This is a genomic window from Dickeya lacustris (genome assembly GCF_029635795.1).
Lineage (GTDB): Bacteria > Pseudomonadota > Gammaproteobacteria > Enterobacterales > Enterobacteriaceae > Dickeya > Dickeya lacustris.
On record NZ_CP114280.1, the window covers coordinates 2,418,449 to 2,441,402 of the forward strand.

A 22,954-nucleotide genomic window follows, 5' to 3' on the forward strand; every position below is an offset into this window, starting at 1 on the left:
GTGCCGCCCTCGACGCACGAAGCCCGCCTGCACCTCATCGGCCTGCATCCCATAAGCAGGGTGAACACGCATACCAGACAGGCAAGCCTTAAAGACAGGGCATTGACGGCGGGCATGCCGCCGGTGTCGCTAACGCCATACGTCTGCAATCAGCACATGACGTTCACACAGCCAAGCATCGCATAACGGATTACGCCATCGGGATTATGGCCTCAATCGCTTAGGGGGATATTATGGCTCTTTTCAGGAACATTCGACTTTCCACCCGGCTCAATGCCGGTTTTGCATGGGTGATAGTAATTGGTTTTCTGATTGCGCTGTTTGGCCAGCTCCAGTTAAGCCGACTCAGCGCCTCGATGCAGCAATTATCCGCATCCCATGTGGTCATGCTGTTACAACTGGAAAAAGTCAAAGACCACGTCAATGATGCGGCCCGCCGGGTACGCAACATTGCGCTGTTGAACGATAAAGCCCAGCGCGAACAAGAGCGCCAAAGCCTGGAAGCGGTAAATAGCGGTATGGCCGCTCTGATGACAAAGCTCACTCAGGCGAATAATGACCCGGACATGAAAGCCTTCCTTCAGCAACTTGACCAGTTTCGCCCTGCTTACAATGACGCGATGAAAAACGCGGTCGATGCCGGTATGGAAGGCCATCCGGTACAGGCGCGTAACATCATCGTGGCTGACCTGCAAAAGGCGCAGGAAGGGATATTTATCACGCTTGAGAAAATGATTGATTACCAGTCATCGCAAACGCTGTCCATGACCCGACATGCCGAGCACCAGGCGACACAGTCAGGCTGGCTGATGCTGACGCTGGCACTGATAAGCAGCATTATCGGCGTCGCCACAGCCAGTTATCTCAGCCGCTATATCCGTCGCCAGTTAGGGGGCGAGCCGCAATATGCCGCGCACATTGCTCAACAGGTCGCACAGGGTAATCTGGCAGTGGAGGTGGTCAGGGCGCGCCACGACAGCCAAAGCTTGTTGTCATCCATGCAGGCCATGTGCGAAAGCCTAGGGCAAATCGTCAGTCAGGTGCGCCAAAGCAGCGAATCGATTGCGAGCGGTTCACAGCAAATCGCCAGCGGTAATGCCGACTTAAGCAGCCGTACCGAACAGCAAGCCGCCAACCTGCAACAAACGGCGGCGTCGATGGAGCAAATAAGCCAAACCATCCGCCAAAATGGTGACACCGTGCGCGAAGCCGCGCAACTCGCCACCACCGCCAGCACCACCGCCGCCAAAGGCAACGAAGTGGTGAGCGATGTGATTCGAACCATGGCAGACATCACCACCAGCTCGCGTAAAATTGGCGATATTATCAGCGTTATTGACGGTATTGCCTTTCAAACCAATATTCTGGCGCTAAACGCCGCCGTAGAAGCCGCGCGTGCCGGTGAGCAGGGGCGTGGCTTCGCTGTCGTCGCCGGGGAAGTACGCTCGCTGGCGCAGCGTTCCGCTTCTGCGGCGCGCGAGATTAAAGCGCTGATTACGGAAAGTATGGAAAAAGTAGAAAGCGGTGCGCAGTTGGTCGGTGACGCCGGTAATACCATGACTGATATTGTGAGCCAGGCGCGCCATGTCGCTGACTTGATTCGGGAAATTGGCGTGACAACAACCGAGCAGGAATCAGGTATCGGCCAGATTCATCAGGCCATTAATCAACTCGACCATGTTACCCAGCAAAATGCGGCGTTGGTGGAACAGTCGGCGAATGCCGCCGATAGCCTGAACGCACAGGCCTGCCACCTGTTGCAGTTAATGAATATGTTCGTACTCGCCAGCCATACCACTCAGCGGCAGCCGTCATCGCATGAGCCTGCCGCATTACGGCTGGCCTTGTCATCGCACTAAGCCCGAAAGCCGTGTGTTATGGCGACGACGGGGGAGCGCAACGGAGCCGCTCTCCCGTCTATTACTGCTATCACTGCTATTACCGCTATTACGGCGCTGGCGGGCGCTACATCACGCGGTTTGCCGTCAAACCTGCACATCTACCGAGACATTACCGACAGTGCCTGTCGTTATCTCAACGCTGATGTCGCTACTGCCGCCGCCCACATTCATCGACTGGACGGTCTTCTCGGTATCAGCAACGGCGTTATCAATCTCCTGAATTTTCTTTTGCGTCTCTTTGTCGCTCTGCTTGCTCGCATGCTTCACCATTGCGAGCAGCGATTTCAGCTCACGCACAGCCTCTTGCACCGCTTTGGCATCCGCCTGCCGCTCCGATGAGCCGTTCCCGTGCGCCATAAACGCCGCAACCTGGTTCTGCAATGCCTGCGCTGCTTGTGCCAGCGCCTGCGAAGAGTCCCCTTTTGCGGCTTCGCCAGTGGTACTGGCCCCCTCGCCGGCACTCACCGCCTCAGACCCGGCAGAGGCACTTTCAGCGGCAGCCGACGCCGCGCCCGCGCCGGATTGCGCCGCATCACTGGCTGGCGCCTCGCCTGACGAATTTCCCACTGCGGCACCACCACCGCCCTGATTCAGTGCCTGCGCAGCCTGCCCAAGCTCTCTGGCCAACTGGCGCAACTCGCTCAATAGCCCCGGAGGAATAGCCTGACCCGCCAGAGACATCAGCATCATCTTTAACATCTGAATACGCTGTTTGATTTGTTCCACGCGCGAACGCGCCACATCCTTTTTCACATCGCCGAGCTGACTCATATTTTCCCGCATCGCGGCATCAAAGCGTTTACGCACCTCATCGCTAAATTGCACCATCACGGAATTGAGCGACGGCGACGTCCCGGCGCTGTTAGTGTCGGTATGCGTTTGTGCCAGGCGCGCGTCGTTCTCGGTTTTGGCGCTCTGCGTCAGCGCCGTCATGGTCGAATAGCGGGAGGTAGAAATGGGAGACGTCATGCAATGTCCTGTGCAGTAACGGTTATTTACCGTCAGCAACTATTGTGCGTGAAGCGTACTAATGTGCGTGAAGCGTGCTAACACACATCAGGCAAAATACTTGCTGACACATGTTGAAATATAACGGCAAAAAATTCGCCAGCTTTAGGCCCGCTGGTTGAGATTCGGTTTTTGAGCCCGCCGAATGGCTAATGGCAGCCCCCCGCGCCAGCATAAGGCCAATTGAAAAACACCGCTTCAACTTATAAAAAAATAAAACCTTCTTTTTAAAAATGCGGGAATTTATTTTGTCACTCAACAGATAATCACGCTGAAAATTGTTATTTGAATTATCAACAAACCCGGTTAAAAACATATTTCCCATTCATGAATCACTAAAAAAATAATCTGATGAAATAAATTTTCTCGTCTTAAGATATAACAAAGACTCATTGTCTACATTAAACCCTGCAGCCATTGACAGCCTGACAGATTTATTCAGCAGCAATTCTTGAATGGCCGTTGCCACTCGATTTTACACACTGCGCTTTATGCCTTAATCATGACTGGCGTATCGCAAAAAATAGCCTTTAGGGGATAAAACATGAGTGTTCTCAAAAACATGAAGCTCGCCACCATGCTCGGCACAGGGTTCGCTCTGGTGTTAGTTATCAGCTTCTTTGTCTCTACCTACGGTCAACTACAATTACGCCAGCAAAGCCAAAATATAAATACGTTAGCCAGTGACCAATTAGAGGGGCTGTTGCTGGTACAAGAGCTGAAAGATAATTTAAATACTATCGCGATTTCAGTACGTAATCTGACGTTGTTTACCGCGCCGGATAACGTTGCGCAAGAAAAACAACTGATTACCAAAGTCATCGCACGCAACAGCGAAATTCTTAAGCGTCTGGATGAATTAGCCAGTTCCGGTAAAGAAAAAGCCCTGTTTGCGGCAATAAATCAGGTACGTCCGGCAAGCCTTGCCGCTACGCAAAAAGCGATTGCCTTAAGCCAGGACAACAAACTGGATGACGCCAAAAATACCATCATGAACGAGGTGAGACCCGCTCAAGAGGCCTATTTCAAAGCCATTAACGAGATGGTGAGTTATCAAAAAGGCGAGACCCGCCGTTCAGCGGATGACGCCAGCGAATCAGCACAGAGCTCTGGATTATTAATGCTGATACTCACCGTCGCATCGACAGTGCTCGGCGTGACCGTCGCCTGGTTAATTACCCGCAGAATTAAAGGGCTGCTCGGTGGTGAACCGGCATATGCCTCTGACATCGCCCGGCAAATTGCGGCAGGCAATCTGGCTATCCACATCGAGCGGCAATCAGGTAACGATGCAAGCTTACTGGCCGCGATGGATGATATGCGTATCGGGCTGAGTAAGATGGTGCAGCAGGTGCATGACAGCAGCGCCTCCATTTCAACCGGCTCCAGTGAAATTGCCATCGGCAGTAATGACCTGAGCCGCCGCACCGAAGAACAGGCCGCCAGTGTGCAGGAAACCGCCGCCTCGATGGAACAAATCAGCCAAACCATCCGGCAAAATGGCGATACCGTACGTGAAGCCGCCCAGCTTGCCGGTACCGCCAGCCAGACTGCGGCCAAGGGCAGCGATGTCGTCAATGACGTCATCACCACGATGGGCGATATCAGCACCAGTTCACGCAAAATTGGCGACATTATTACAGTCATTGACGGCATCGCCTTCCAGACGAATATTCTGGCGCTCAATGCGGCGGTGGAAGCGGCACGGGCAGGCGAACAGGGTCGCGGTTTCGCGGTGGTCGCCGGCGAGGTTCGCTCACTGGCCCAGCGCTCTGCCTCGGCAGCACGTGAAATTAAAGAGCTCATCACCACCAGTATGGAAAAAGTGGAAAGCGGCTCACAGTTGGTCTCCCGGGCGGGCGAAACCATGAGCGATATCGTCACGCAAGCGCAGCATGTCGCTAATCTGATAAGCGAAATTGGCGTCACCACGCAAGAGCAGGAATCGGGTATCGCGCAAATCAATCAGGCCATTACCCAGCTCGACAGCGTGACACAGCAAAATGCCGCGCTGGTGGAAGAATCAGCCAGTGCCGCAGATAGCCTGAACGACCAAGCCGCAAAACTGGTTGAGTTGATGAGTGTATTCAACATCGGCCAGGCCACCACGCCACAGCCCGCTCAGGCCCAGCCGCGTAAGGCCCCGGCTACCGCTGCGCGTAAATCGGCTACGCCGAAACTGGCACCGGCAAAAATGGCGCTGGCTACCGCACATACCAGTAAACACACTGACTGGGAAACCTTCTAAGTGCCACACCCCTGCCGCTGGCTTGCTGGCGGCAGGAGTACATCCAAACCGTCATACAAAAAAGATCTGTCCTTTAAAACCAAAGCAATACAACTCGTTTCATTACTTTATTATCGATGTTTTACACTCTGCCATAGTTCTTTTTCTCCCCCGATTAGACAAATCGCCATTCTCCACACATAGTTAAATTGTCAGCCGCAGAGACCCATCATCACGGAAGAAAATCCAGCCATACGGCATCCATCAGGATGACACCCTACGCTGATCCCACTCTTTTAGCCCTCCATCGTGTCATGACGCATGTGACGGCCAAACACCAGCGCAAACGCTTATGCAATAAGCGTGGTTAGCAAGTCTGTGACCGTGTTTTTTAGCGCGGGCAACACCTTATTTCTTACTCTCAGGGCCATTTCATACATAGCGGCTCCGGGGGTGGTGTGCTCTGTAAAACCCCTCGCCTTCGTCGAGGCGGGCATGAAAAACAGGGTAAACGTTATGTGTATAGCGGCATCGGCACTCCGTTGCGCTGGCGTCATACACCTTTTCATTCTGGCTCAGACCGTTGCATCACACAGGCAGGGATCTTATGAACACACTCCATAATATGAAATTGAGCACCATGCTTGGTTCCAGCTTCGCCATGGTGATTATTATTGGCTTTATCGTTGCCGGATTCGGCCGCATACAGCTCTGGCAGTTAAGCAGCAATATCAAAGATTTGTCTGACAATCGTGTGCCTAAACTCATCATGATGCAGACCTATCAAAGCAACATCATGACCGTGACTAACGCCGCACGCGATTTAGTGTTGTCATCTGACCCTGTACAGAAGCAGGCGGAAAAACAGCGGATTGATGAGGCGGTTGCCAGCAGTACAGCCCTGCTGCAGCGCTACAGCGCCGTCACAGTCTCATCCGAAGCGAGGACGCTATTAAAAGCGCTGGAAGATGCACGGCCAGCCGCCATCACCGCGCTGAAAAAAGTGATTGATCTTGGCCTTGCTAATCGCACTGAAGAAGCCCGAAGCGTGATTCTCAGCGACTTTAAACCAGCACAAGTTAAGCTTATGGGCGCAATCGATGACATCATTATTTATCAGAAGAATAAAACCAATGAGTTAGCTGCCGGTTCGATAGAGCTGGCCGGTGACTCCGGCAATATCATGTTTACGCTAACCGTCGTGGCGCTGATTCTGGGCAGCTTCATCGCCTGGTTTATTACCCGGCAGGTCAAAGGCAAACTCGGCGGCGAACCGGCTGAGGCGGCCTATATCGCACAGCAAATTGCCCAGGGCAATCTGGCTATCAACATCGCACTGAAAGAAAACGACACCAGTAGCGTGCTGGCCGCCATCGAGGTGATGCGACAGAATTTATGCCACATTGTCGATCAGGTACGCCAAAGCAGTTACTCCATCGCGCTCGGCTCGAATGAAATCGCTAACGGCACCAGTGATTTAAGTCAACGCACCGAAGAGCAAGCCGCCAGCCTGCAACAAACGGCGGCCTCTATGGAACAGATCAGTAATGCGGTGACGCACAATGTGGAGATAGTCAAACACGTCACCGAACTGGCCAATACCGCCACCCACACCGCGCAGACCGGCAATGAAGTATTTAGCCACGTCGTCACCATGATGAATGACATCAGCAGCAGCTCGCAGAGAATCGTCGATATCATTCAACTCATTGATAGCATTGCGTTCCAAACCAATATTCTGGCATTGAATGCCGGTGTAGAAGCCGCCCGTGCCGGTGAGGAAGGCAAAGGTTTCGCCGTCGTAGCCAGTGAAGTCCGCTCGCTGGCGCAGCACTCTGCCAGTGCCGCACACGACATCAAAACCTTAATTACCGAAAGCGTACAGAAAATCACCTCTGGTGCCGATCTCGTCACCCATGCGGGCAGCACCATGGGCACTATTCTGGAACAAACCCGTCAGGTTGCGCAGTTGATTAATGAAATCAGTATTTCAACCGGTGAACAGCAGTTAGGCATTTCGCAAATCAACACCGCCGTTGCCCAGTTGGATCAGGTCACGCACCAAAACGCCGCGCTGGTACAAGAATCGGCCACGGCGACGGACAGCCTCAGCGGTCAGGCAGCACATCTGGTTGATCTGATTAAAGTGTTTGTCGTTGAAGACATGATTTCACGTCAGCGGCTTGATATGGGAGCACCAAATCCGTTGATGGGGGCCGCTCATCATCAGCCTATCATTCATCACTAGCTCGTCATGAGCGCACCACGCTAGCGCGTTGCCGTTTGCGGCCACAGGGCAAAACGGCAACGCTCGCCGCTGGCCGCCTGCGCCTTTGCCGCATTCAAAACTGGCGCGCTATTTGCGGCAGTTCGCGCTCCAGAATCGCCAGCATCGCATCGCGTGCGCTATCACGGCCCTGACTCATCCAGGCCGCCGCCAGCGGCAAGCCATTACCGAAAGAGTCATGCTGGCGACGAATAGGGATAAAACACACATTCGGCACCGACATGCGCGACACCCAGCGTGGCATTAACGCCCCTCCCACCTCCGCTGCCACCATATTAATGATGGTCTGCTTCTCGTCGGCCCTTTGCACAACATAGGGTTTCAGACCCGCCTCAACGAACAGGTTCATGGTGAGATCGTGGCTGTGCGGGCGCGAGCGCCGCTCTGGAACAATCAGCGGCAACGCCGCCAAATCCTGAATGCTCACCTCTTTGCGGCTTGCCAGCTCATGATGCCGGGCGATAGCCAGCACCACGTTTTCAGACAACAGAAACCGCATCGTCATCCACGGATCGCACTGCTGTGGCGGGCGAATAAAAATCAAATCCAGCCGACCCGATTTCAACCTCGGTAACAGACGAGAGCTCTTATCCTCATAAATCTGTACATCAATTTCCGGGTGGGCCTGACGAAAAATAGGCAACAGATGTGGCACCAGGCCGATAGCCGCACTGTCAATCGCCCCCAGCCTTAACGTCGTGGCATTCAAGCGACCCTGATGGCGAAAACGGGCACTCAGCGCATCCGCACTCGCCAGCAACACCCGGCCTTCTTCCAACAACGTTTGTCCATCTGGCGTGAGCGCCACATTACGGGTGGAGCGAATAAATAGCCGCGTCCCCAGCCCCTCTTCCAGCAGGCGAATGTGTCGCCCAAGCGCGGAAGGCAGCATGTCAAGCCGCTGGGCGGCATGGCCAAAATGCAGGGTTTCCGCCACAGCAATAAAACAGCGCAGTTGGTTAAGCTCCATTCTCTTCCTCTGGCGATTATACCCATCATCCTTCAAGTTGCAGATGCGTTGGCTGCCCTCACTCACCCCAGTCACTTACTTCAGTAAGCTCCTGGGGACTCACTCGGTTGCCGCCTTCCTGCAACTCGAATTATTTTGGGTATATGTGAAAAATTTGCATAAATCATAACGCTGTTTTTTTTCTGAACAACCGTCGGTGCCCGCTGTTTGCGTTATAGCTGATCTTTATCACAGAATGGGAAACGCCGTTTCTCAGTATGCAGCGACAGTATTTTCTAATAACCGAAAAAATAGCGACACCGGTCACAATAAAAACCACCGCAATATTGATTTCGATCATTTTTCACTTTCCGCTTTTTCTACCTCTGCGAATTATACAAATTATTTATATAAACGCAGAGGGATGATCAAAAACACCGCTGACCGCATAGTTCTCCTGCCTGTTTATCTCACAGTCATCGTCTTGCCCGACGTTATTTCTTCTTACCCTGCTTTATTAATCTGGAACGCAAAATGAAAACAGACATTGAGCAAGAAACTCTCAAAAAAATAACCTGGCGAATAGTGCCTTTTGTGATGTTCGCTTATTTTATCGCTTTCTTTGATCGTATAAATATCGGTTTTGCCGCACTCACCATGAATCAGGATCTGGGCTTTTCCTCTACCGTATTTGGAATTGGCGCAGGCATGTTTTTTATTGGCTATTTTTTTACTGATGTCCCTTCAAACATTATTTTGCAAAAAGTCGGCCCGCGTATCTGGCTGGCACGCATCATGATAAGCTGGGGCATTGTCGCGGCGTGCATGATATCAGTCAAAACCGTGACCGGCTTTTATATTCTGCGCTTTTTCCTTGGCGTGGCTGAGGCCGGGTTCTTCTCTGGCATCATTCTTTATCTTAGCACCTGGTTCCCGTCCAAACGCCGTGCGCAGGTCATCGCCTTTTTCATGGCCGCTGCGCCTATTTCTTCCATGCTGGGCTCACCGCTGGCAGGCACTATTCTCAGCTTCCATGGAATAATGGGATTAACCGGCTGGCAGTTCATGTTTTTAATGGATTCCGCTGCGGCAATTTTACTGGGTATTTTCACTTTCTTTTATCTGAACGATAAACCGGAAAAAAACACCTGGTTAAATCAGGAACAAACACAATGGCTGACCACCACGCTGCAAGAAGAAAAAGCCGCCAGAAGCAGTGAAACCAAAACCAGCGCGCTGAAAGGCCTGACAGATATTCGCGTATTAACCTTAGCACTGGTTTATTTCGGCACTTCCGCCGGACTGTATTCATTAAATATCTGGTCGCCGCAATTTATTAAATCCTTCGGTTTAAGCACGCTGCAAATTGGCTTTATTAATGCGATTCCGGCGGCGATTGCTGTTGTCACCATGATTTTCTGGGCCCGCCATTCAGACGCCACCCGTGAGCGCACCTGGCATGTGGTCAGCGCCTGTGTGCTGGCAAGCATCGGCTTCGTGCTGGCCGGTTCGGTTCATTCACTGGGTCTGGCCATGCTGGCGCTGGTGCTGGCGAGTATTGGCATTTACTCCTGCAAACCGCCGTTGTGGAGCATCCCGTCACTGTTTTTATCCGGCCCGGCCGCCGCCGCTGGCCTGGCTGCCATTAACTCTATCGGCAATTTGGGCGGCTTCTTTGGCCCGGCGGTGATTGGCTGGTTAAAAGAAAAGACCGGTGATTTCTCCCTCGCGCTCTACGCCATTGCCGGTTTGCTGCTGTTGTCTGCACTGCTGACGCTGCTCATCGAGGTCAGCCGTAAACGTAAGGTCATGAAAACCTCGATGGCCTGATGCCATCGCACCTTTACCACATTTTTAGAGGCCTGCTCGCCAGGGCTTTTACACCCGGAGGTTACTGTGAATACTGAATCCATATCGGAACTGATTGATGTCATGACCCGTTTTACCGGCTATGTCGGTAAACGGCTGCCGACCGATGTCATCAAAAAACTCGACGAGCTGCGTGCGAAAGAAGACAGCCCGCTGGCAAAAGTCGTCTACGACTCGATGTTCGAAAACCAGAAACAGGCAGACAAGCTTGACCGCCCCTGCTGCCAGGACACCGGCGTTATTCAATATTTTATTACGGTTGGCGCGCGCTTCCCGTTCCTCGGTGATTTGGAACATGTGTTACAGCAGGCGACGCTGGAAGCCACTAAAAAATCGCCGCTGCGCCACAATGCGGTAGAAACCTTTATCGAGAAAAATACCGGCACCAACACCGGCTCACGCATTCCGTGGCTGGACTGGGAAATTATCCCTGACGACGACCACTGCACCATTGAAGTGTATATGGCCGGTGGCGGCTGCTCACTGCCGGGTGCCGCCAAAGTGCTGATGCCAGGCCAGGGCTACGAAGGCGTTAACCAGTTTGTCTTTGACGTGATTACCTCTTACGGCGTGAACGCCTGCCCGCCGCTGCTGGTCGGCGTGGGCGTGTCCACCTCGGTGGAAACCGCCGCCCGCCTGTCGAAAAAGGCCATTCTGCGCCCGGTTGACTCGTCACACCCGAATGCTGATGCCGCCAAAATGGAAAAACTGCTGGAAGACGGCCTGAATCAGGTCGGTATTGGGCCGCAGGGACTTGGCGGCGCGTCATCCGTCATGGGGGTCAACATTGAGTCTTCCGCGCGCCACCCGTCCACCATCGGCGTTGCCGTTTCTACCGGTTGCTGGGCTCACCGTCGCGGCGCTATCCGTTTCAGTGCCGATTTATCCTATGAAATCCTGTCTCACGAAGGTGCCGTATTATGAAAAAAATCCTGACCACGCCCATTAAAGATGAAGATTTGGCGGATCTGAACATTGGCGATGTGGTGTACCTGACGGGCACCCTAGTCACCTGCCGCGATGTGGCGCATCGCCGCCTGATTGAACTGGGACGTGAGCTGCCGGTCGATCTCAAAGGCGGAGCCATCCTGCACGCAGGCCCGATTGTGGTGGAAAAAGAAGACGGCAGCTTCGACATGATTTCCATCGGCCCGACCACCAGTATGCGCATGGAGAAATTCGAAAAAGAGTTTATCGAACAGACCGGCGTGAAGCTGATTGTTGGCAAAGGCGGCATGGGACCGAACACCGAAGCGGGTTGCCAGCAATTCAAGGCGGTACACGCGGTGTTCCCCGGCGGCTGTGCGGTGCTGGCGGCCACCTGTGTCGAGGAAATCGAAGACGCACAATGGCGTGACCTCGGTATGCCGGAAACGCTGTGGGTTAACCGGGTGAAAGTCTTCGGCCCGCTTATCATCTCCATCGACACCCACGGCAATAACCTGTTCGAGCAAAATAAGGCGACCTATAACGAGCGTAAAGTGCCGATCATCGCCGACATCAACGAACAGATCCGCTTTATCAAATAACGACCCACACCGGCTGGCGATGTCTTACGAACAGGAAGACATCGCGCCGGTATTGAGCAACGGAACACACTTATGAAACTGGCGAGTTTTATCAACCCGGAAAGCGGCGCGAAAACCTTCGGCATGGTGAACGGCAACGGGCTTATCGACCTGGGCCGCCGTCTGTCCGGGCGCTTTAGCGACCTGGGCTCCTTGCTGCGCGCCGATGCGCTGGCGGGCCTGCCGCAACATTCCGGGATAGATTTTTGTCTTGATGACGTCACCTATCTGCCGGTCATCGAACGGCCATCAAAAATCCTGTGCGTCGGCATGAATTACATGGAAAAGCGGATTGAGTTTGAACAAACCATTGATGCACCGACGCTGTTCATCCGTTTTGCCGACACCCTGAGCGGCCATCAGCAAGCGCTGCTAAAACCGCACTCCACCAACGAGTTTGACTACGAAGGTGAACTGGCGGTGATCATCGGCAAACATGCCGATAACGTCAGCCGGGAAACGGCATTGTCGGTGGTGGCGGGTTACAGTTGCTTTATGGACGGCTCGGTACGCGATATGCAGTACACCTGGTTTACTTCCGGCAAAAACTGGCGTCACACCGGCGGTTTTGGCCCCTGGCTGGTGACAACCGACGAGATTAGCGACCCGCAGCAGTTAGGCATCAGCACCTACCGTGAACGGCAACCAAGTGCAGCATGACCACACCGGCAATATGGTGCGTTCTGTTGCAGAACTGATCGAGTACATTTCCCGGTTTACCCCGCTGTCACCCGGCGATGTGATTATCACCGGCTCACCGGGTGGGGTCGGTAAGAAACGCACGCCACCGCTGTTTATGCGCGAAGGCGATGTGGTGGAAGTAGAAATCAGCGGCATTGGCCGACTGGTTAATCGCATCGCCACCTCGCAGCCTGCCAACAGCAACCCGCCCCGTCCAGTCCCTTGCGCCGTCTGAACACCCCCTTTAAGTGCGAGATGAGGAGTTTTACGGCGTCAAAACTGCGCTGAGGCGGGCGACTTCGCCGGGTGAGCCGCACGGATGCGGCGAAAGCCCGTGCCGCTCCGGGAGAGCGTCACGGGCGGCCCGAACAGCGAAGGCGAACGCCGAAGGCACCGCGACAGCGGCACAGTTTAGCCTCCAGCCAGTGGTCAAGGAGAGACGGCGTTTGAGTCTCTCCTTGTCGTGCGTGCGATGAGGTTGCGAAGGAACAACCAAGGTTACTACGCACGAAACGCTTCACCATTCTGCCATAAATCGCCAACAACGCTGTTTGTCAACAGTATCAACGTCGGTTACAACGCGCGGCGCAGGCGGGCCACCGCCTCGTGCATCTGCTCTTCGGTGGCGGTCGCAAACGACAGGCGCAGCGTTGAGCGATCCGGCGTATCGGCGAAGAAAAACTCGCCGGGCACGAACACCACGCCCTGCGCCAGCGTTTTTTCCAGCCAGGCGGTGGTATCGAACGGTTGGCGGAAACGCGCCCACAGGAACATGCCGCCTTTCGGCTGGTTAAAGCTCATCACATCGCCCAGCTCATGCGCCACCAGTTCCGATAACAGCTCGCCTTTCTGGCGATAGGCCTGACGGATTTTGTCAATCTGCGCCGGTAAGCGCCCGGTTTCCAGATAGTATTCGACAATAGTCTGCGACAGCGAGCTGGCGTGAAGATCCGCCGCCTGCTTGATAATCGCCACTTTATGCAGCAACCAGTCAGGCAAAATCGCCCAGCCCAGGCGCAACCCCGGAGCCAGAATTTTCGAGAACGACGAGGTATACACCACGCGATCGGCGTGGCCGGCCTCTTTAGCCAGTTGATAAAGGGTGGCGTGGCGCTCGTCGGTAAAACGCAGCTCACCGTAGGGGTCATCTTCCACAATCAGGAAATCGTGACGGGCAGCCAGCGCCACCAGTTGACGACGACGCGCTTCGCTCAGGGTGACGCCGCTCGGGTTGCCGAAATTCGGCACCAGATAGACGCCCTTGATACGGGTAGTTTCCAGCAGTGCAGCCAGCTCATCGACCACCATGCCGTCTTCATCGGACGATACCGACATCACCTGCGCTTCCGCCAGTTCCAGCGTTTGCAGTGCCGCCAGATAGGTCGGGCGCTCCACCACAAAGATATCCTGCGGGTTGGCGGTGGCGCGCATCACCAGATCCAGCGCCTGTTGGGAACCCGCCGTCACCACAATGTCCTGCGCCTCGGCATGGACGCCACGCAGCGCGCACAGTTCGCTAATACGCTCACGCAGCAGCGGGCTGCCTTCGGTCAAGCCATACTGAAACGCCGATTTTGGCTGCTCGGTGATAGCCCGTTGCGTCGCTTCACTCAGTCCCTGGAAATCAAATAATGCGTCAGAAGGAATGCCACCCGCCAACGAAATCACGCCGTCCATTTTGCTGTGTTTTAGCAATTCACGAATCGCGGAGCTTTTCAGGCGCGCCATACGCTGCGCCAGTAACCCATTCGTTGACATGTCGAATCTCACTTATTTTTAACAAGATAATAGAAAAACGGGCCGGTTAATCCGGCCCGCCAGACGCCTCACCGTCAGTTTAACCGCCAAGATAAGCGGAACGCACGGCTTCGTTAGCTAACAAAGCTTCTCCGGTATCTTCCAGCACTACGTGGCCGTTTTCCAGCACGTAACCGCGATCGGCCAGGCGCAAAGCCTGATTTGCGTTCTGCTCGACCAAAAAGATGGTCATGCCCTCTTCGCGCAACTGCGCAATGGTGTCAAAAATCTGCAAAATGATGATCGGAGCCAGCCCCAGCGAGGGCTCGTCCAGCAACAATAAACGCGGCTGGCTCATCAACGCCCGGCCAATAGCCAGCATCTGCTGCTCACCGCCCGACATGGTGCCCGCGCGCTGGGCGCGGCGCTCATACAAACGCGGGAACAGGTCGTAGACGCGCGCAATGCGCTCCTGATACTGCTCGCGGTTGGCAAAAAAGCCGCCCATCGCCAGATTTTCTTCCACCGTCATGCGGGAAAACACGCGGCGGCCTTCCGGCACAATAGCAATCGCCTCACGCATAATGCGCGCCGTTTGCCAGTCGGTGATGTCTTTGCCGTCAAAAACGATTGACCCTTCCGAGGCGCGCGGCTCGCCGCACAGCGTACCGAGCAGCGTGGTTTTACCCGCGCCGTTGGCACCAATCAGCGTCACGATTTCACCCTGATTGATGTGCAGACTGACCTGATGCAGCGCCTGAATTTTGCCGTAATGGGCAGAAACCTGATTCAATGACAACATAGCGTTTTATCCTTCACCCAGATATGCGCGGATAACATCCGGGTTGTTGCGAATTTCAGCCGGAGTGCCGTTCGCCAGCGGCGTGCCCTGATTGACCACATAGATACGATCAGAGATCCCCATCACCAGCTTCATATCATGCTCAATCAGCAGCACTGACACCCGATGGTTGTCGCGCAAATCGAGGATCAGCGCATTGAGCTCATCGGTTTCTTTCGGGTTCAACCCGGCAGCCGGCTCATCGAGCATCAGCAATTCCGGGCGTGTCACCATGCAGCGGGCAATTTCCAGACGGCGCTGCTGGCCATAGGCCAGATTACCGGCCTGACGGTTGGCCAGTTCCAGCAACCCGACGCGCTCCAGCCAAACGGCGGCGCGTTGTTGCGCATCCGCCTCGGCGCGACGAAACGCCGGTGTTTTGAGCAAACCGGCAAAGACTCCGCTTTTCAAGTGCTGATGTTGCGCCACCAGCAGGTTCTCAATCACCGTCATCTCACGGAACAGACGCACATGCTGGAAGGTACGCACTACACCCATGCGGGCAATCTGTTGGCCCGGCAACCCTTCAAGATGTTGAGAGCGCAACACAATGGTGCCGCCGGTCGGACGGTAAAAACCGGTCAGGCAGTTAAATACCGTGGTTTTTCCGGCACCGTTCGGGCCTATCAACGAGACGATTTCACCCTGATGCAAATCCAGCTCAACGTTATTCACCGCCAGCAGGCCGCCAAAGCGCATCATCAGGCCCCGGACTGACAATAATGGCTGACTCATGCCTGCTCTTCCTTCTTCTCAAGCTGTAGCTTCATCTGCGGGCGCTGCATCGGGAGTAACCCTTGTGGCCGCCAGATCATCATCAGCACCATCAGCGCACCCAGCACCAACATGCTGTATTCGTTCAGATCACGCATCAGTTCGCGTGACACCACCAGCAAGATAGCCGCCAGGATCACCGCAAACTGCGAGCCCATCCCGCCCAGTACCACGATCGCCAGCACAAATGCCGACTCCACGAACGTGAAAGACTCCGGGCTGACAAAACCCTGACGGGCGGCAAACAGCGTACCGGCAAACCCGGCAAACGCCGCGCTGATGGTAAAGGCCGTCAGCTTGATTTTGGTCGGGCTCAGGCCGAGCGAACGACAGGCGATTTCATCTTCACGCAGCGCTTCCCAGGCACGGCCCAGCGGCATCCGCAGCAGGCGGTTAATGACGAACAGCGTCAACACCACCAGCAACAGCGCCACCATGTAGAGGAAAATGATGCGATCGCTGGGGTCGTAATTCAGGCCGAAGAAGTGATGGAACGTGTCCCAACCGCCTTCGCGCGGCGCACGGTTAAATTCCAGGCCAAAAAAGGTCGGTTTCGGAATCTGGCTGATACCGTTCGGGCCACCGGTAAAGCTGGTGTTATTGAGCAGCAAAATACGCACAATTTCGCCAAAACCCAGCGTCACAATCGCCAGATAGTCACCGCGCAAGCGCAGCACCGGGAACCCAAGCAGGAAGCCGGACAGCGCTGCCGTCAGCCCCGCCAGCGGCAGGCACTGCCAGAAACCCAGCCCGTAATAGTGACTGAGCAGCGCGTAGGTGTAAGCGCCGATAGCGTAAAAACCGCCGTAGCCCAGCACCAGTAACCCTGACAACCCCACCACCACGTTCAGGCCGAGGCCCAGCATGATGTAAATCATGGTCAGCGTGGCGATATCCACCGTGCCCCGCGACACCACGAACGGCCAGACAATCGCAACAACAACCAATGCCAGCGCCAGCCACTTCTGGCGCGGCGTACTGCCATCAAATCCAGGCAGAACAACACTGGGGCCAGAGAGTTTCTTTGCGCCACGGGCGAGCATCGGGCGCAGCAGTTGAAACAAAAACACCAGCACGCAAGCGGCGATAATCCATAACCAGCGCACTTTCTCCGCACCGTGTACCACCAGTTTCGTGCCGTCCAGACTCAGTTGCATCCCCATCAGGAACGTCGCCAGCACCAACAACACCAGCGCGGACACCACGGCATTAACCAACGTATGCAGTTTCATACCTTCTCCACCTCCGGTCGGCCCAGAATCCCGGTCGGCATCACTAACAGCACGCCAATCAGTAACGCGAAGGAGACCACATCTTTATATTCCGTGCTGAGGTAGGCAGACGTCAGCGACTCGGCAATCCCCAGAATCAAACCGCCGATCATCGCCCCCGGAATACTGCCGATGCCGCCCAGTACCGCGGCGGTAAACGCTTTCATCCCGGCCATAAAACCGATGTAGGGGTTAATCACGCCATAGAACTGACCTAACAGCACCCCGGCTACCGCCGCCATGACCGCACCGATAACGAAGGTCAGCGAAATAACGCGATCGGTACTGATACCGAGCAGGCTGGCCATTTTCAGGTCTTCCGCACAGGCGCGACAGGCGCGGCCCATACGGGAATAACGGATGAACAGCGTCAGCGCCAGCATCGCCAGGAAGGTGACAATCCAGATAGTGAGCTGCATGGCAGAGAGCGTGGCAGCAAAGCCGTTGCTTTCACCCAACACCCACTGGCCGTGAATCAGACTGGGCAGCGCCACATCGCGCGACCCCTGCGTCAGGCTGACGTAGTTTTGCAGGAAAATCGACATACCAATGGCGGAAATCAACGCGATCAGTCGCTTAGAGCTACGCACCGGTTTATAGGCAACGCGTTCGATGCTCCAGCCGTAGGCGCTGGAAATCACCACGGCGGCAATAAACGCCACGCTTATCAGCAGCCAACTGGTATCAATGCCCATCATCATCAGTGCGGCAATGACAATAAAAGAGACGTAACTACCGATCATGTACACCTCGCCGTGGGCGAAGTTGATCATGCCGATAATGCCGTAGACCATGGTGTAACCAATCGCAATCAGCGCGTAAGTGCTGCCCAACGTCACGCCGTTGAACATTTGCTGAAGGAAATAGAGGAACTGCTCGGACATACCTTAACCTTAGACATTGCCCCCGCAACCTCGCGGCTACAGGGGCATCGGTATAGAGAGTAATACAGCGGGTTAATCGCTTCGTTGAAAATTATTTCGCTGAAGAAGACGTACCGTCTGCATGCCACTCAAATACGCCAAATTCAAACCCTTTCAGGTCGCCTTTTTCGTCCCAGCTCAGTGGGCCCATCACCGTATCGACAGACTTGGCTTTCAAATCCGCCGCCAATTTGGCTGATTCGGTGCTACCGGTGCGCTGCATTGCGGTGGTCAGCGACTGCAACGCGGCATAGGTAGTCCAGACGAATGGGCCGGTCGGGTCGAGTTTTTTGGCTTTCAGCGCATCCACAATCGGCTGGTTGGTCGGAACCTGATCGTAGCGTTTAGGTAATGTCACCAGCATGCCTTCAGACGCCGTACCTGCGATGTTAGACAGCGAGGAGTTGCCCACGCCTTCCGGCCCCATAAATTTGGTGGTCAGGCCAGCAGCGCGCGCCTGGCGCAGAATCTGGCCCATTTCCGGGTAGTAACCGCCAAAGTAAACGAAATCCACGTTCTCTTTTTTCAGGCGCGCGACCAGCGTAGAGAAATCTTTATCGCCAGCGGTGACACCTTCGAACATCACCACATTACCATTGGCTTTTTTCAGGCTATCCTGCACGGCGCGAGCCAGCCCTTCGCCATACTGCTGTTTGTCATGCACCACGGCGATGCGCTGCGGTTTGACGTGCTCCAGAATGTATTTTGCCGCCGTCGGGCCCTGATCGGAGTCAAGACCGGTGGTACGCATAATCAGCTTGTAACCACGGGTGGTCAGATCCGGTGCCGTCGCCGCCGGGGTAATCATCAGCACGCCTTCATCTTCGTAGATGTCAGATGCTGGCTGAGTAGACGATGAGCATAGGTGGCCAATCACATAGTGAATCCCTTCGTTAATCACTTTGTTGGCGACAGCGACCGCTTGTTTCGGGTCACAGGCATCATCAAACTCCACGCCTACCAGCTTATTGCCATTCACACCGCCTTTGGCGTTGATATCCGCAATCGCCTGACGCGCACCGGTAAACTCCATATCGCCATACTGGGCCACCGGGCCAGACATGGCACCCACGATAGCCACTTTGATATCAGCCGCATTTACCGTGTGAGTGGTAGCCGCCGCCAGGCACGCCATCAGCAGCGCTTTACCTTTGCTTAATTTCATCCGTTTTACCCCATCTGTCATTTTTGGATATTGCTATAATTATTGGTATCAACCGTGATTACTCACACTTTTCTATAAGTAATAACGAGTTAGACTTTACTATAAGCAATAGTTTGTAATAACGCTTTATTATTCATGACATTAAACAGGAGTTTTATGCTGTAAATCAACTGTGATTATCAGTAAAACACGGCGTAAACAGCATAAAACACCACACTTAAAAACCTATTTTTGTTTTATAAATAGTCAGTTGTGCTGGTTTTCGCATTGCTTAATAATTAATTACTCGAAAAATTACTGACTGTGAAACCTTTTTCTCTGATAACCGTACAGAAAAAGTTACACAACTCTTTTTCTACAAGCTCACTACAATATTCTCAAGCATCTACAGGAGCAGAAGTATGAGACTCGCGGTTGAACGCCTTATCAAAATCAGCGCACAGGACAGGCATGATCTCGCATACATCTGGCCACACCAGAATTTTGATGCGCTGGAGCATGACCTGAATCATGAACATCGCCTGTTCGCCGCCCGTTTTAACGGCCACCTGCTGGCGGGGGTAATCGTCGAAATCGACAGTAACAGCGACAGCGCGGAGCTAACCGACCTGCAAGTCAGAAACTCAACGCGTCGCCACGGCGTGGGGAAATACCTGCTTGAAGAAGTGCTGCGTGCCTGCCCGGATGTCAAAGAGTGGTGGCTGGACGCCGCCGACCATGCGCTGGTCAGCGAAGAAATTATGGACAGGTTTATGCAATCCTGCGGTTTCTACCCGGTGTCTGGCGGCTGGGAATACGTGGTGAAACCGGAAGGGAAGTGAACGGGGTCGAGGACGAGGACGAAAAGTAGTAGCGTGCCACAGGCGCATCCGGTGGTGGAGGCCTGGGGTATAAAACAAAACGACCGGGTAGTCTGAACTATTCCGGTCGTTTAGACGGTGTATCGTCTGCGAATGGCGTGGCGTTACGCTTCGATAGCCGCCCGAAGCTTTTTCATCGCATTCTTTTCCAGCTGACGCACACGTTCGGCAGACACACCGTAGTGATCGGCCAGCTCCTGCAACGTGGATTTATTGTCATCATCAAGCCAGCGGGCGCGAATAATATGCTGGCTTCGCTCATCCAACCCTTCCAGCGCGAAGGTCAGCTTGTCAGCGGCATGAGACTCCCAGTTATCCTCTTCGATGCCGTCGGCAAAATCAGAGGATTTATCCTGCAAGTAGAGCATCGGCGCCATCGGCTGATTAGGCTGCGCCTCATCTTCTGGCGTTGGATCGAAAGTCATATCCTGCGCCGCCATCCGCGACTCCATCTCACGCACGTCTTTGCTGGTCACACCCAGCTCGCGCGCCACCAGCTCGACCTCATCCTGGTTAAACCAGCCCAGACGCTGCTTGGTTTTGCGCAGGTTGAAGAACAGTTTGCGCTGTGCCTTGGTGGTCGCCACTTTAACGATTCGCCAGTTACGCAACACGTACTCATGAATCTCGGCTTTAATCCAGTGCACGGCAAACGACACCAGTCGCACACCAACATCCGGGTTGAATCGGCGCACCGCCTTCATCAAGCCGATATTCCCTTCCTGAATCAGGTCAGCCTGCGGCAGCCCATATCCAGAGTAGTTACGGGCTACATGGATAACAAAACGCAGGTGTGAAAGAATCAGTTGCTTGGCGGCATCCAGATCCCCGTGATAATGCAGCCGTTCAGCCAGCGCCCGCTCTTCCTCCGCCGTCAGCATCGGATAGGCATTGGCGGCACGAATGTACCCTTCCAGACTGCCTTGGGGAACTAAGGCGAAAGTATGCATATCTTTGGTCATTTCACCCCTCTCAATTCGATGAAAATGTCTTTATATTCGACATGATTAAACAGCATAGCGATATTTGTTGCACTTTCTGTGCCGTAACCAACATCTGCGCGCAAAAACTGGCGCGACTCTCTCTTAGAGTGTGATGAACAGCACAAGTTCCGCTATTTTCATCCATCTCCATTGACATGGCAAGACAGGATGCCGTGGTGTTATTGGTCGCACAACACGTCACCGTCTACGCAGCGATGCCTGTTTCCAGCAGGAAAACGCCCGCTGCAAGAGTATACACGCCGTTAACGTGACAGGCGGTTACTGCGGTGTAAAACGGCGTAAATGTTGTACCGTGGCAAGCCAGGCGGCAGCCCAGCCAATGATGATTGCAATCAATACCAGCAAGATAACTTCATCAAACCCCAACCCACGCACGGCAAAGGTGGTGCCGAATACAGCCGCTACTTGCGACACGGCGCCAGAAAGCTTCCATACCAAACATTGCGACAAAATGAGCGACACGATAGCACCGCAAAAACCCAACAACGCCCCGCCATTTAAAAAAGGCCGCAAGATAAAACCATCCGTCGCGCCGATAAGTTTCATCACATTGATGCTTTCGCGCTGACTAAAAATATTCAGCCGCACACTATTGCCGATCACCAAAAATACGGCGGCGACCATCAGCATACCGATGACGGTCGCTATCTGTCCGACCAATCCGGTGAGCGCCACCAGACGCGAGAACCAGCTATCATCAAGCCGTACATCCTCCACACCGGCAATCGCCTTGAGGCGATCGTGCAACGTGGTGAGCGTTTGCGTAGTCTGGAAGCTGAGTTGCGGCGAGACCACCGCCACCGCAGGCAGCGGATTCTCTTCAAGCATATCAAGAGCCCCGCCAAACCCTGACCAGTTGCGAAACTCGCCCAGCGCCTCGGTACGTGACAGGTAATTCACCTTATCAACACCCTCTTCGGCTTTGATTTTCCCCAGCACCGCTTCGGCGGCATTGTCATCAAGCGATTTATCGAGATACACCGTCAGTTGCGGCGTCGGATACCACTGTGTGGCAGCCTGACTGACATTCTTCCACACCAGATAACAAATACTCGGCAGGGTCAGGGAGATGGCTATCACCATAATGGTCAATAACGTCGCCAGCGGCTGGCGCAACATATCACGCAGCGTATTCACCCAGGCATAGCGCCACTGCTCTTGCCATCCGCCTTGCAGCGAGCGGCTTTTTGGGTGATTCGTTCTCGGCGCGCGGCTCTTATTCACCATGGTGCCCTCCCAGGATACGCCCCTGTGATAACGTCAACACCCGATAGGGCCTGCGCGCAATCAGCCCGGTGTCATGCGTCGCCATCAGCACCGTCACGCCAACGCGGTTGAACTCTTCAAACAGGCGTAAAATACCTTCAGACAAGGCATCATCGAGATTGCCGGTTGGCTCATCAGCCAGCAGCACCACCGGTTTATTCACCACCGCACGGGCAATCCCGACCCGCTGCTGTTCGCCGCCGGAAAGCTGAATCGGGTAATTACGCGCTTTATCAAGCAGCCCGACTTTATCCAGCGCGGCCGACACCCGGCGGCGGATATCTTCCGTCGTCGCCCCCGAGATGATTAATGGCATCGCGACATTTTCGTACACGGTGCGATCCATCAACAGGTGGTGATCCTGAAAAATCATCCCTATCTGCCGACGCAGAAACGGCACTTCGCTTTTCCGCAGGCGGCTAATATCATGCCCGCCAAATAAAATATGGCCCGCACTCGGGCGTTCAATGCCACAAATCAGCTTCAGCAGGGTGCTTTTCCCTGCGCCCGAGTGACCGGTCAGAAACACCATCTCAGCCGGGCGGATGTGAAAATCCACCCCTTGCAACGCCTGACGGCCGCCAAGATAGGCTTTGCTGACCTGCTCAAACCGAATCATCCGT

Annotated in this window: 18 protein-coding genes and 1 pseudogene; 8 read left to right on the forward strand and 11 right to left on the reverse strand. The window is 54.4% G+C overall.

The window, feature by feature from the left end; translation table 11 throughout:
* Positions 1-233 precede the first annotated feature (233 nt).
* Positions 234-1,859 carry a methyl-accepting chemotaxis protein gene (locus O1Q98_RS11015; RefSeq protein WP_125261122.1) on the forward strand — a complete coding sequence of 542 codons (1,626 nt, stop codon included), beginning with the start codon at positions 234-236 and terminating at the stop codon, positions 1,857-1,859.
* A gap of 126 nt (positions 1,860-1,985) precedes the next feature.
* Here the strand turns inward: O1Q98_RS11015 and O1Q98_RS11020 are convergent, their stop codons facing one another.
* Positions 1,986-2,870 carry a cell envelope biogenesis protein TolA gene (locus O1Q98_RS11020; RefSeq protein WP_125261123.1) on the reverse strand — a complete coding sequence of 295 codons (885 nt, stop codon included), beginning with the start codon at positions 2,868-2,870 and terminating at the stop codon, positions 1,986-1,988.
* A gap of 583 nt (positions 2,871-3,453) precedes the next feature.
* Between O1Q98_RS11020 and O1Q98_RS11025 the strand changes: the two genes are divergently transcribed.
* Both O1Q98_RS11025 and O1Q98_RS11030 read left to right on the forward strand, forming a co-directional pair.
* Positions 3,454-5,157 (forward strand): methyl-accepting chemotaxis protein, encoded by a 1,704-nt coding sequence (locus O1Q98_RS11025; protein ID WP_125261124.1) that lies wholly within the window; start codon positions 3,454-3,456, stop codon positions 5,155-5,157.
* A gap of 586 nt (positions 5,158-5,743) precedes the next feature.
* Complete coding sequence (locus O1Q98_RS11030) at positions 5,744-7,384, forward strand: methyl-accepting chemotaxis protein (protein WP_125261125.1); 1,641 nt, start codon at positions 5,744-5,746, stop codon at positions 7,382-7,384.
* A gap of 94 nt (positions 7,385-7,478) precedes the next feature.
* Here O1Q98_RS11030 and O1Q98_RS11035 read toward each other — a convergent pair whose 3' ends face one another.
* Positions 7,479-8,393, reverse strand: coding sequence for a LysR family transcriptional regulator (locus O1Q98_RS11035; RefSeq protein WP_125261126.1), 915 nt, complete (start codon positions 8,391-8,393; stop codon positions 7,479-7,481).
* Positions 8,394-8,906: 513 nt separating this feature from the next.
* On the opposite strand from O1Q98_RS11035, the gene O1Q98_RS11040 reads away from it, so the two are divergent.
* The 4 genes and pseudogenes from O1Q98_RS11040 (at position 8,907) to O1Q98_RS11055 (ending at position 12,725) form a co-directional block, all read left to right on the forward strand.
* On the forward strand, positions 8,907-10,202 hold the full coding sequence (locus tag O1Q98_RS11040; protein ID WP_125261127.1) for an MFS transporter: 1,296 nt from the start codon (positions 8,907-8,909) through the stop codon (positions 10,200-10,202).
* 102 nt (positions 10,203-10,304) lie between these two features.
* Positions 10,305-11,165, forward strand: a complete 861-nt coding sequence (ttdA, locus tag O1Q98_RS11045; RefSeq protein ID WP_035346417.1) for a L(+)-tartrate dehydratase subunit alpha — start codon at positions 10,305-10,307, stop codon at positions 11,163-11,165.
* Positions 11,159-11,770 carry a L(+)-tartrate dehydratase subunit beta gene (gene ttdB / locus O1Q98_RS11050; protein ID WP_197731766.1) on the forward strand — a complete coding sequence of 204 codons (612 nt, stop codon included), beginning with the start codon at positions 11,159-11,161 and terminating at the stop codon, positions 11,768-11,770. Before ttdA ends, ttdB begins: the two co-directional genes overlap by 7 nt.
* A 72-nt stretch (positions 11,771-11,842) precedes the next feature.
* A pseudogene (locus tag O1Q98_RS11055) lies at positions 11,843-12,725 on the forward strand (fumarylacetoacetate hydrolase family protein).
* Between the two features lie 338 nt (positions 12,726-13,063).
* On the opposite strand, the gene O1Q98_RS11060 reads toward O1Q98_RS11055, so the two are convergent.
* The 6 genes from O1Q98_RS11060 to O1Q98_RS11085 form a co-directional block, all read right to left on the reverse strand.
* Entirely contained in the window at positions 13,064-14,248 is a 1,185-nt protein-coding gene (locus tag O1Q98_RS11060; protein WP_125261129.1) for an aminotransferase-like domain-containing protein, read from the reverse strand.
* Between the two features lie 79 nt (positions 14,249-14,327).
* A complete protein-coding gene (gene livF / locus O1Q98_RS11065) occupies positions 14,328-15,029 on the reverse strand; it encodes a high-affinity branched-chain amino acid ABC transporter ATP-binding protein LivF (protein WP_125261130.1) in 702 nt (233 codons plus the stop codon).
* Between the two features lie 6 nt (positions 15,030-15,035).
* A complete protein-coding gene (livG, locus tag O1Q98_RS11070; RefSeq protein WP_125261131.1) occupies positions 15,036-15,803 on the reverse strand; it encodes a high-affinity branched-chain amino acid ABC transporter ATP-binding protein LivG in 768 nt (255 codons plus the stop codon).
* Positions 15,800-17,074: a high-affinity branched-chain amino acid ABC transporter permease LivM gene (locus tag O1Q98_RS11075; RefSeq protein WP_125261132.1), complete on the reverse strand. Its 1,275-nt coding sequence runs from the start codon at positions 17,072-17,074 to the stop codon at positions 15,800-15,802. Before O1Q98_RS11075 ends, livG begins: the two co-directional genes overlap by 4 nt.
* Positions 17,071-17,997: a high-affinity branched-chain amino acid ABC transporter permease LivH gene (gene livH, locus O1Q98_RS11080; protein WP_035345095.1), complete on the reverse strand. Its 927-nt coding sequence runs from the start codon at positions 17,995-17,997 to the stop codon at positions 17,071-17,073. The genes O1Q98_RS11075 and livH overlap by 4 nt, the downstream gene beginning before the upstream one ends.
* Positions 17,998-18,088: 91 nt before the next feature.
* On the reverse strand, positions 18,089-19,201 hold the full coding sequence (locus O1Q98_RS11085; RefSeq protein ID WP_125261133.1) for a branched-chain amino acid ABC transporter substrate-binding protein: 1,113 nt from the start codon (positions 19,199-19,201) through the stop codon (positions 18,089-18,091).
* A 401-nt stretch (positions 19,202-19,602) separates the two neighbouring features.
* Here O1Q98_RS11085 and panM point away from each other — a divergent pair, with 401 nt between their 5' ends.
* Complete coding sequence (panM, locus tag O1Q98_RS11090; RefSeq protein ID WP_125261134.1) at positions 19,603-20,022, forward strand: aspartate 1-decarboxylase autocleavage activator PanM; 420 nt, start codon at positions 19,603-19,605, stop codon at positions 20,020-20,022.
* A gap of 143 nt (positions 20,023-20,165) precedes the next feature.
* Here panM and rpoH read toward each other — a convergent pair whose 3' ends face one another.
* The 3 genes from rpoH to ftsE form a co-directional block, all read right to left on the reverse strand.
* The gene (gene rpoH / locus O1Q98_RS11095) at positions 20,166-21,023 is read right to left on the reverse strand and encodes an RNA polymerase sigma factor RpoH (protein WP_125261135.1); all 858 of its coding nucleotides are present in this window, start codon (positions 21,021-21,023) and stop codon (positions 20,166-20,168) included.
* A gap of 300 nt (positions 21,024-21,323) precedes the next feature.
* Positions 21,324-22,292: a permease-like cell division protein FtsX gene (ftsX, locus tag O1Q98_RS11100; protein WP_125261136.1), complete on the reverse strand. Its 969-nt coding sequence runs from the start codon at positions 22,290-22,292 to the stop codon at positions 21,324-21,326.
* A complete protein-coding gene (gene ftsE, locus O1Q98_RS11105; protein ID WP_125261137.1) occupies positions 22,282-22,950 on the reverse strand; it encodes a cell division ATP-binding protein FtsE in 669 nt (222 codons plus the stop codon). The genes ftsX and ftsE overlap by 11 nt, the downstream gene beginning before the upstream one ends.
* Positions 22,951-22,954 lie beyond the last annotated feature (4 nt).

What these genes read in the sequence shown, in the direction of transcription:
- ftsE (WP_125261137.1), bottom strand. Translation starts at nt 22,950, where the DNA reads ATGATTCGGTTTGAGCAGGTCAGCAAAGCCTATCTTGGCGGCCGTCAG.
- O1Q98_RS11085 (WP_125261133.1), bottom strand. Translation starts at nt 19,201, where the DNA reads ATGAAATTAAGCAAAGGTAAAGCGCTGCTGATGGCGTGCCTGGCGGCG.
- O1Q98_RS11060 (WP_125261129.1), bottom strand. Translation starts at nt 14,248, where the DNA reads ATGTCAACGAATGGGTTACTGGCGCAGCGTATGGCGCGCCTGAAAAGC.
- O1Q98_RS11030 (WP_125261125.1), top strand. Translation starts at nt 5,744, where the DNA reads ATGAACACACTCCATAATATGAAATTGAGCACCATGCTTGGTTCCAGC.
- livH (WP_035345095.1), bottom strand. Translation starts at nt 17,997, where the DNA reads ATGTCCGAGCAGTTCCTCTATTTCCTTCAGCAAATGTTCAACGGCGTG.
- ftsX (WP_125261136.1), bottom strand. Translation starts at nt 22,292, where the DNA reads ATGGTGAATAAGAGCCGCGCGCCGAGAACGAATCACCCAAAAAGCCGC.
- O1Q98_RS11075 (WP_125261132.1), bottom strand. Translation starts at nt 17,074, where the DNA reads ATGAAACTGCATACGTTGGTTAATGCCGTGGTGTCCGCGCTGGTGTTG.
- livG (WP_125261131.1), bottom strand. Translation starts at nt 15,803, where the DNA reads ATGAGTCAGCCATTATTGTCAGTCCGGGGCCTGATGATGCGCTTTGGC.
- O1Q98_RS11015 (WP_125261122.1), top strand. Translation starts at nt 234, where the DNA reads ATGGCTCTTTTCAGGAACATTCGACTTTCCACCCGGCTCAATGCCGGT.
- ttdA (WP_035346417.1), top strand. Translation starts at nt 10,305, where the DNA reads ATGACCCGTTTTACCGGCTATGTCGGTAAACGGCTGCCGACCGATGTC.
- panM (WP_125261134.1), top strand. Translation starts at nt 19,603, where the DNA reads ATGAGACTCGCGGTTGAACGCCTTATCAAAATCAGCGCACAGGACAGG.
- O1Q98_RS11040 (WP_125261127.1), top strand. Translation starts at nt 8,907, where the DNA reads ATGAAAACAGACATTGAGCAAGAAACTCTCAAAAAAATAACCTGGCGA.
- O1Q98_RS11020 (WP_125261123.1), bottom strand. Translation starts at nt 2,870, where the DNA reads ATGACGTCTCCCATTTCTACCTCCCGCTATTCGACCATGACGGCGCTG.
- livF (WP_125261130.1), bottom strand. Translation starts at nt 15,029, where the DNA reads ATGTTGTCATTGAATCAGGTTTCTGCCCATTACGGCAAAATTCAGGCG.
- rpoH (WP_125261135.1), bottom strand. Translation starts at nt 21,023, where the DNA reads ATGACCAAAGATATGCATACTTTCGCCTTAGTTCCCCAAGGCAGTCTG.
- O1Q98_RS11035 (WP_125261126.1), bottom strand. Translation starts at nt 8,393, where the DNA reads ATGGAGCTTAACCAACTGCGCTGTTTTATTGCTGTGGCGGAAACCCTG.
- O1Q98_RS11025 (WP_125261124.1), top strand. Translation starts at nt 3,454, where the DNA reads ATGAGTGTTCTCAAAAACATGAAGCTCGCCACCATGCTCGGCACAGGG.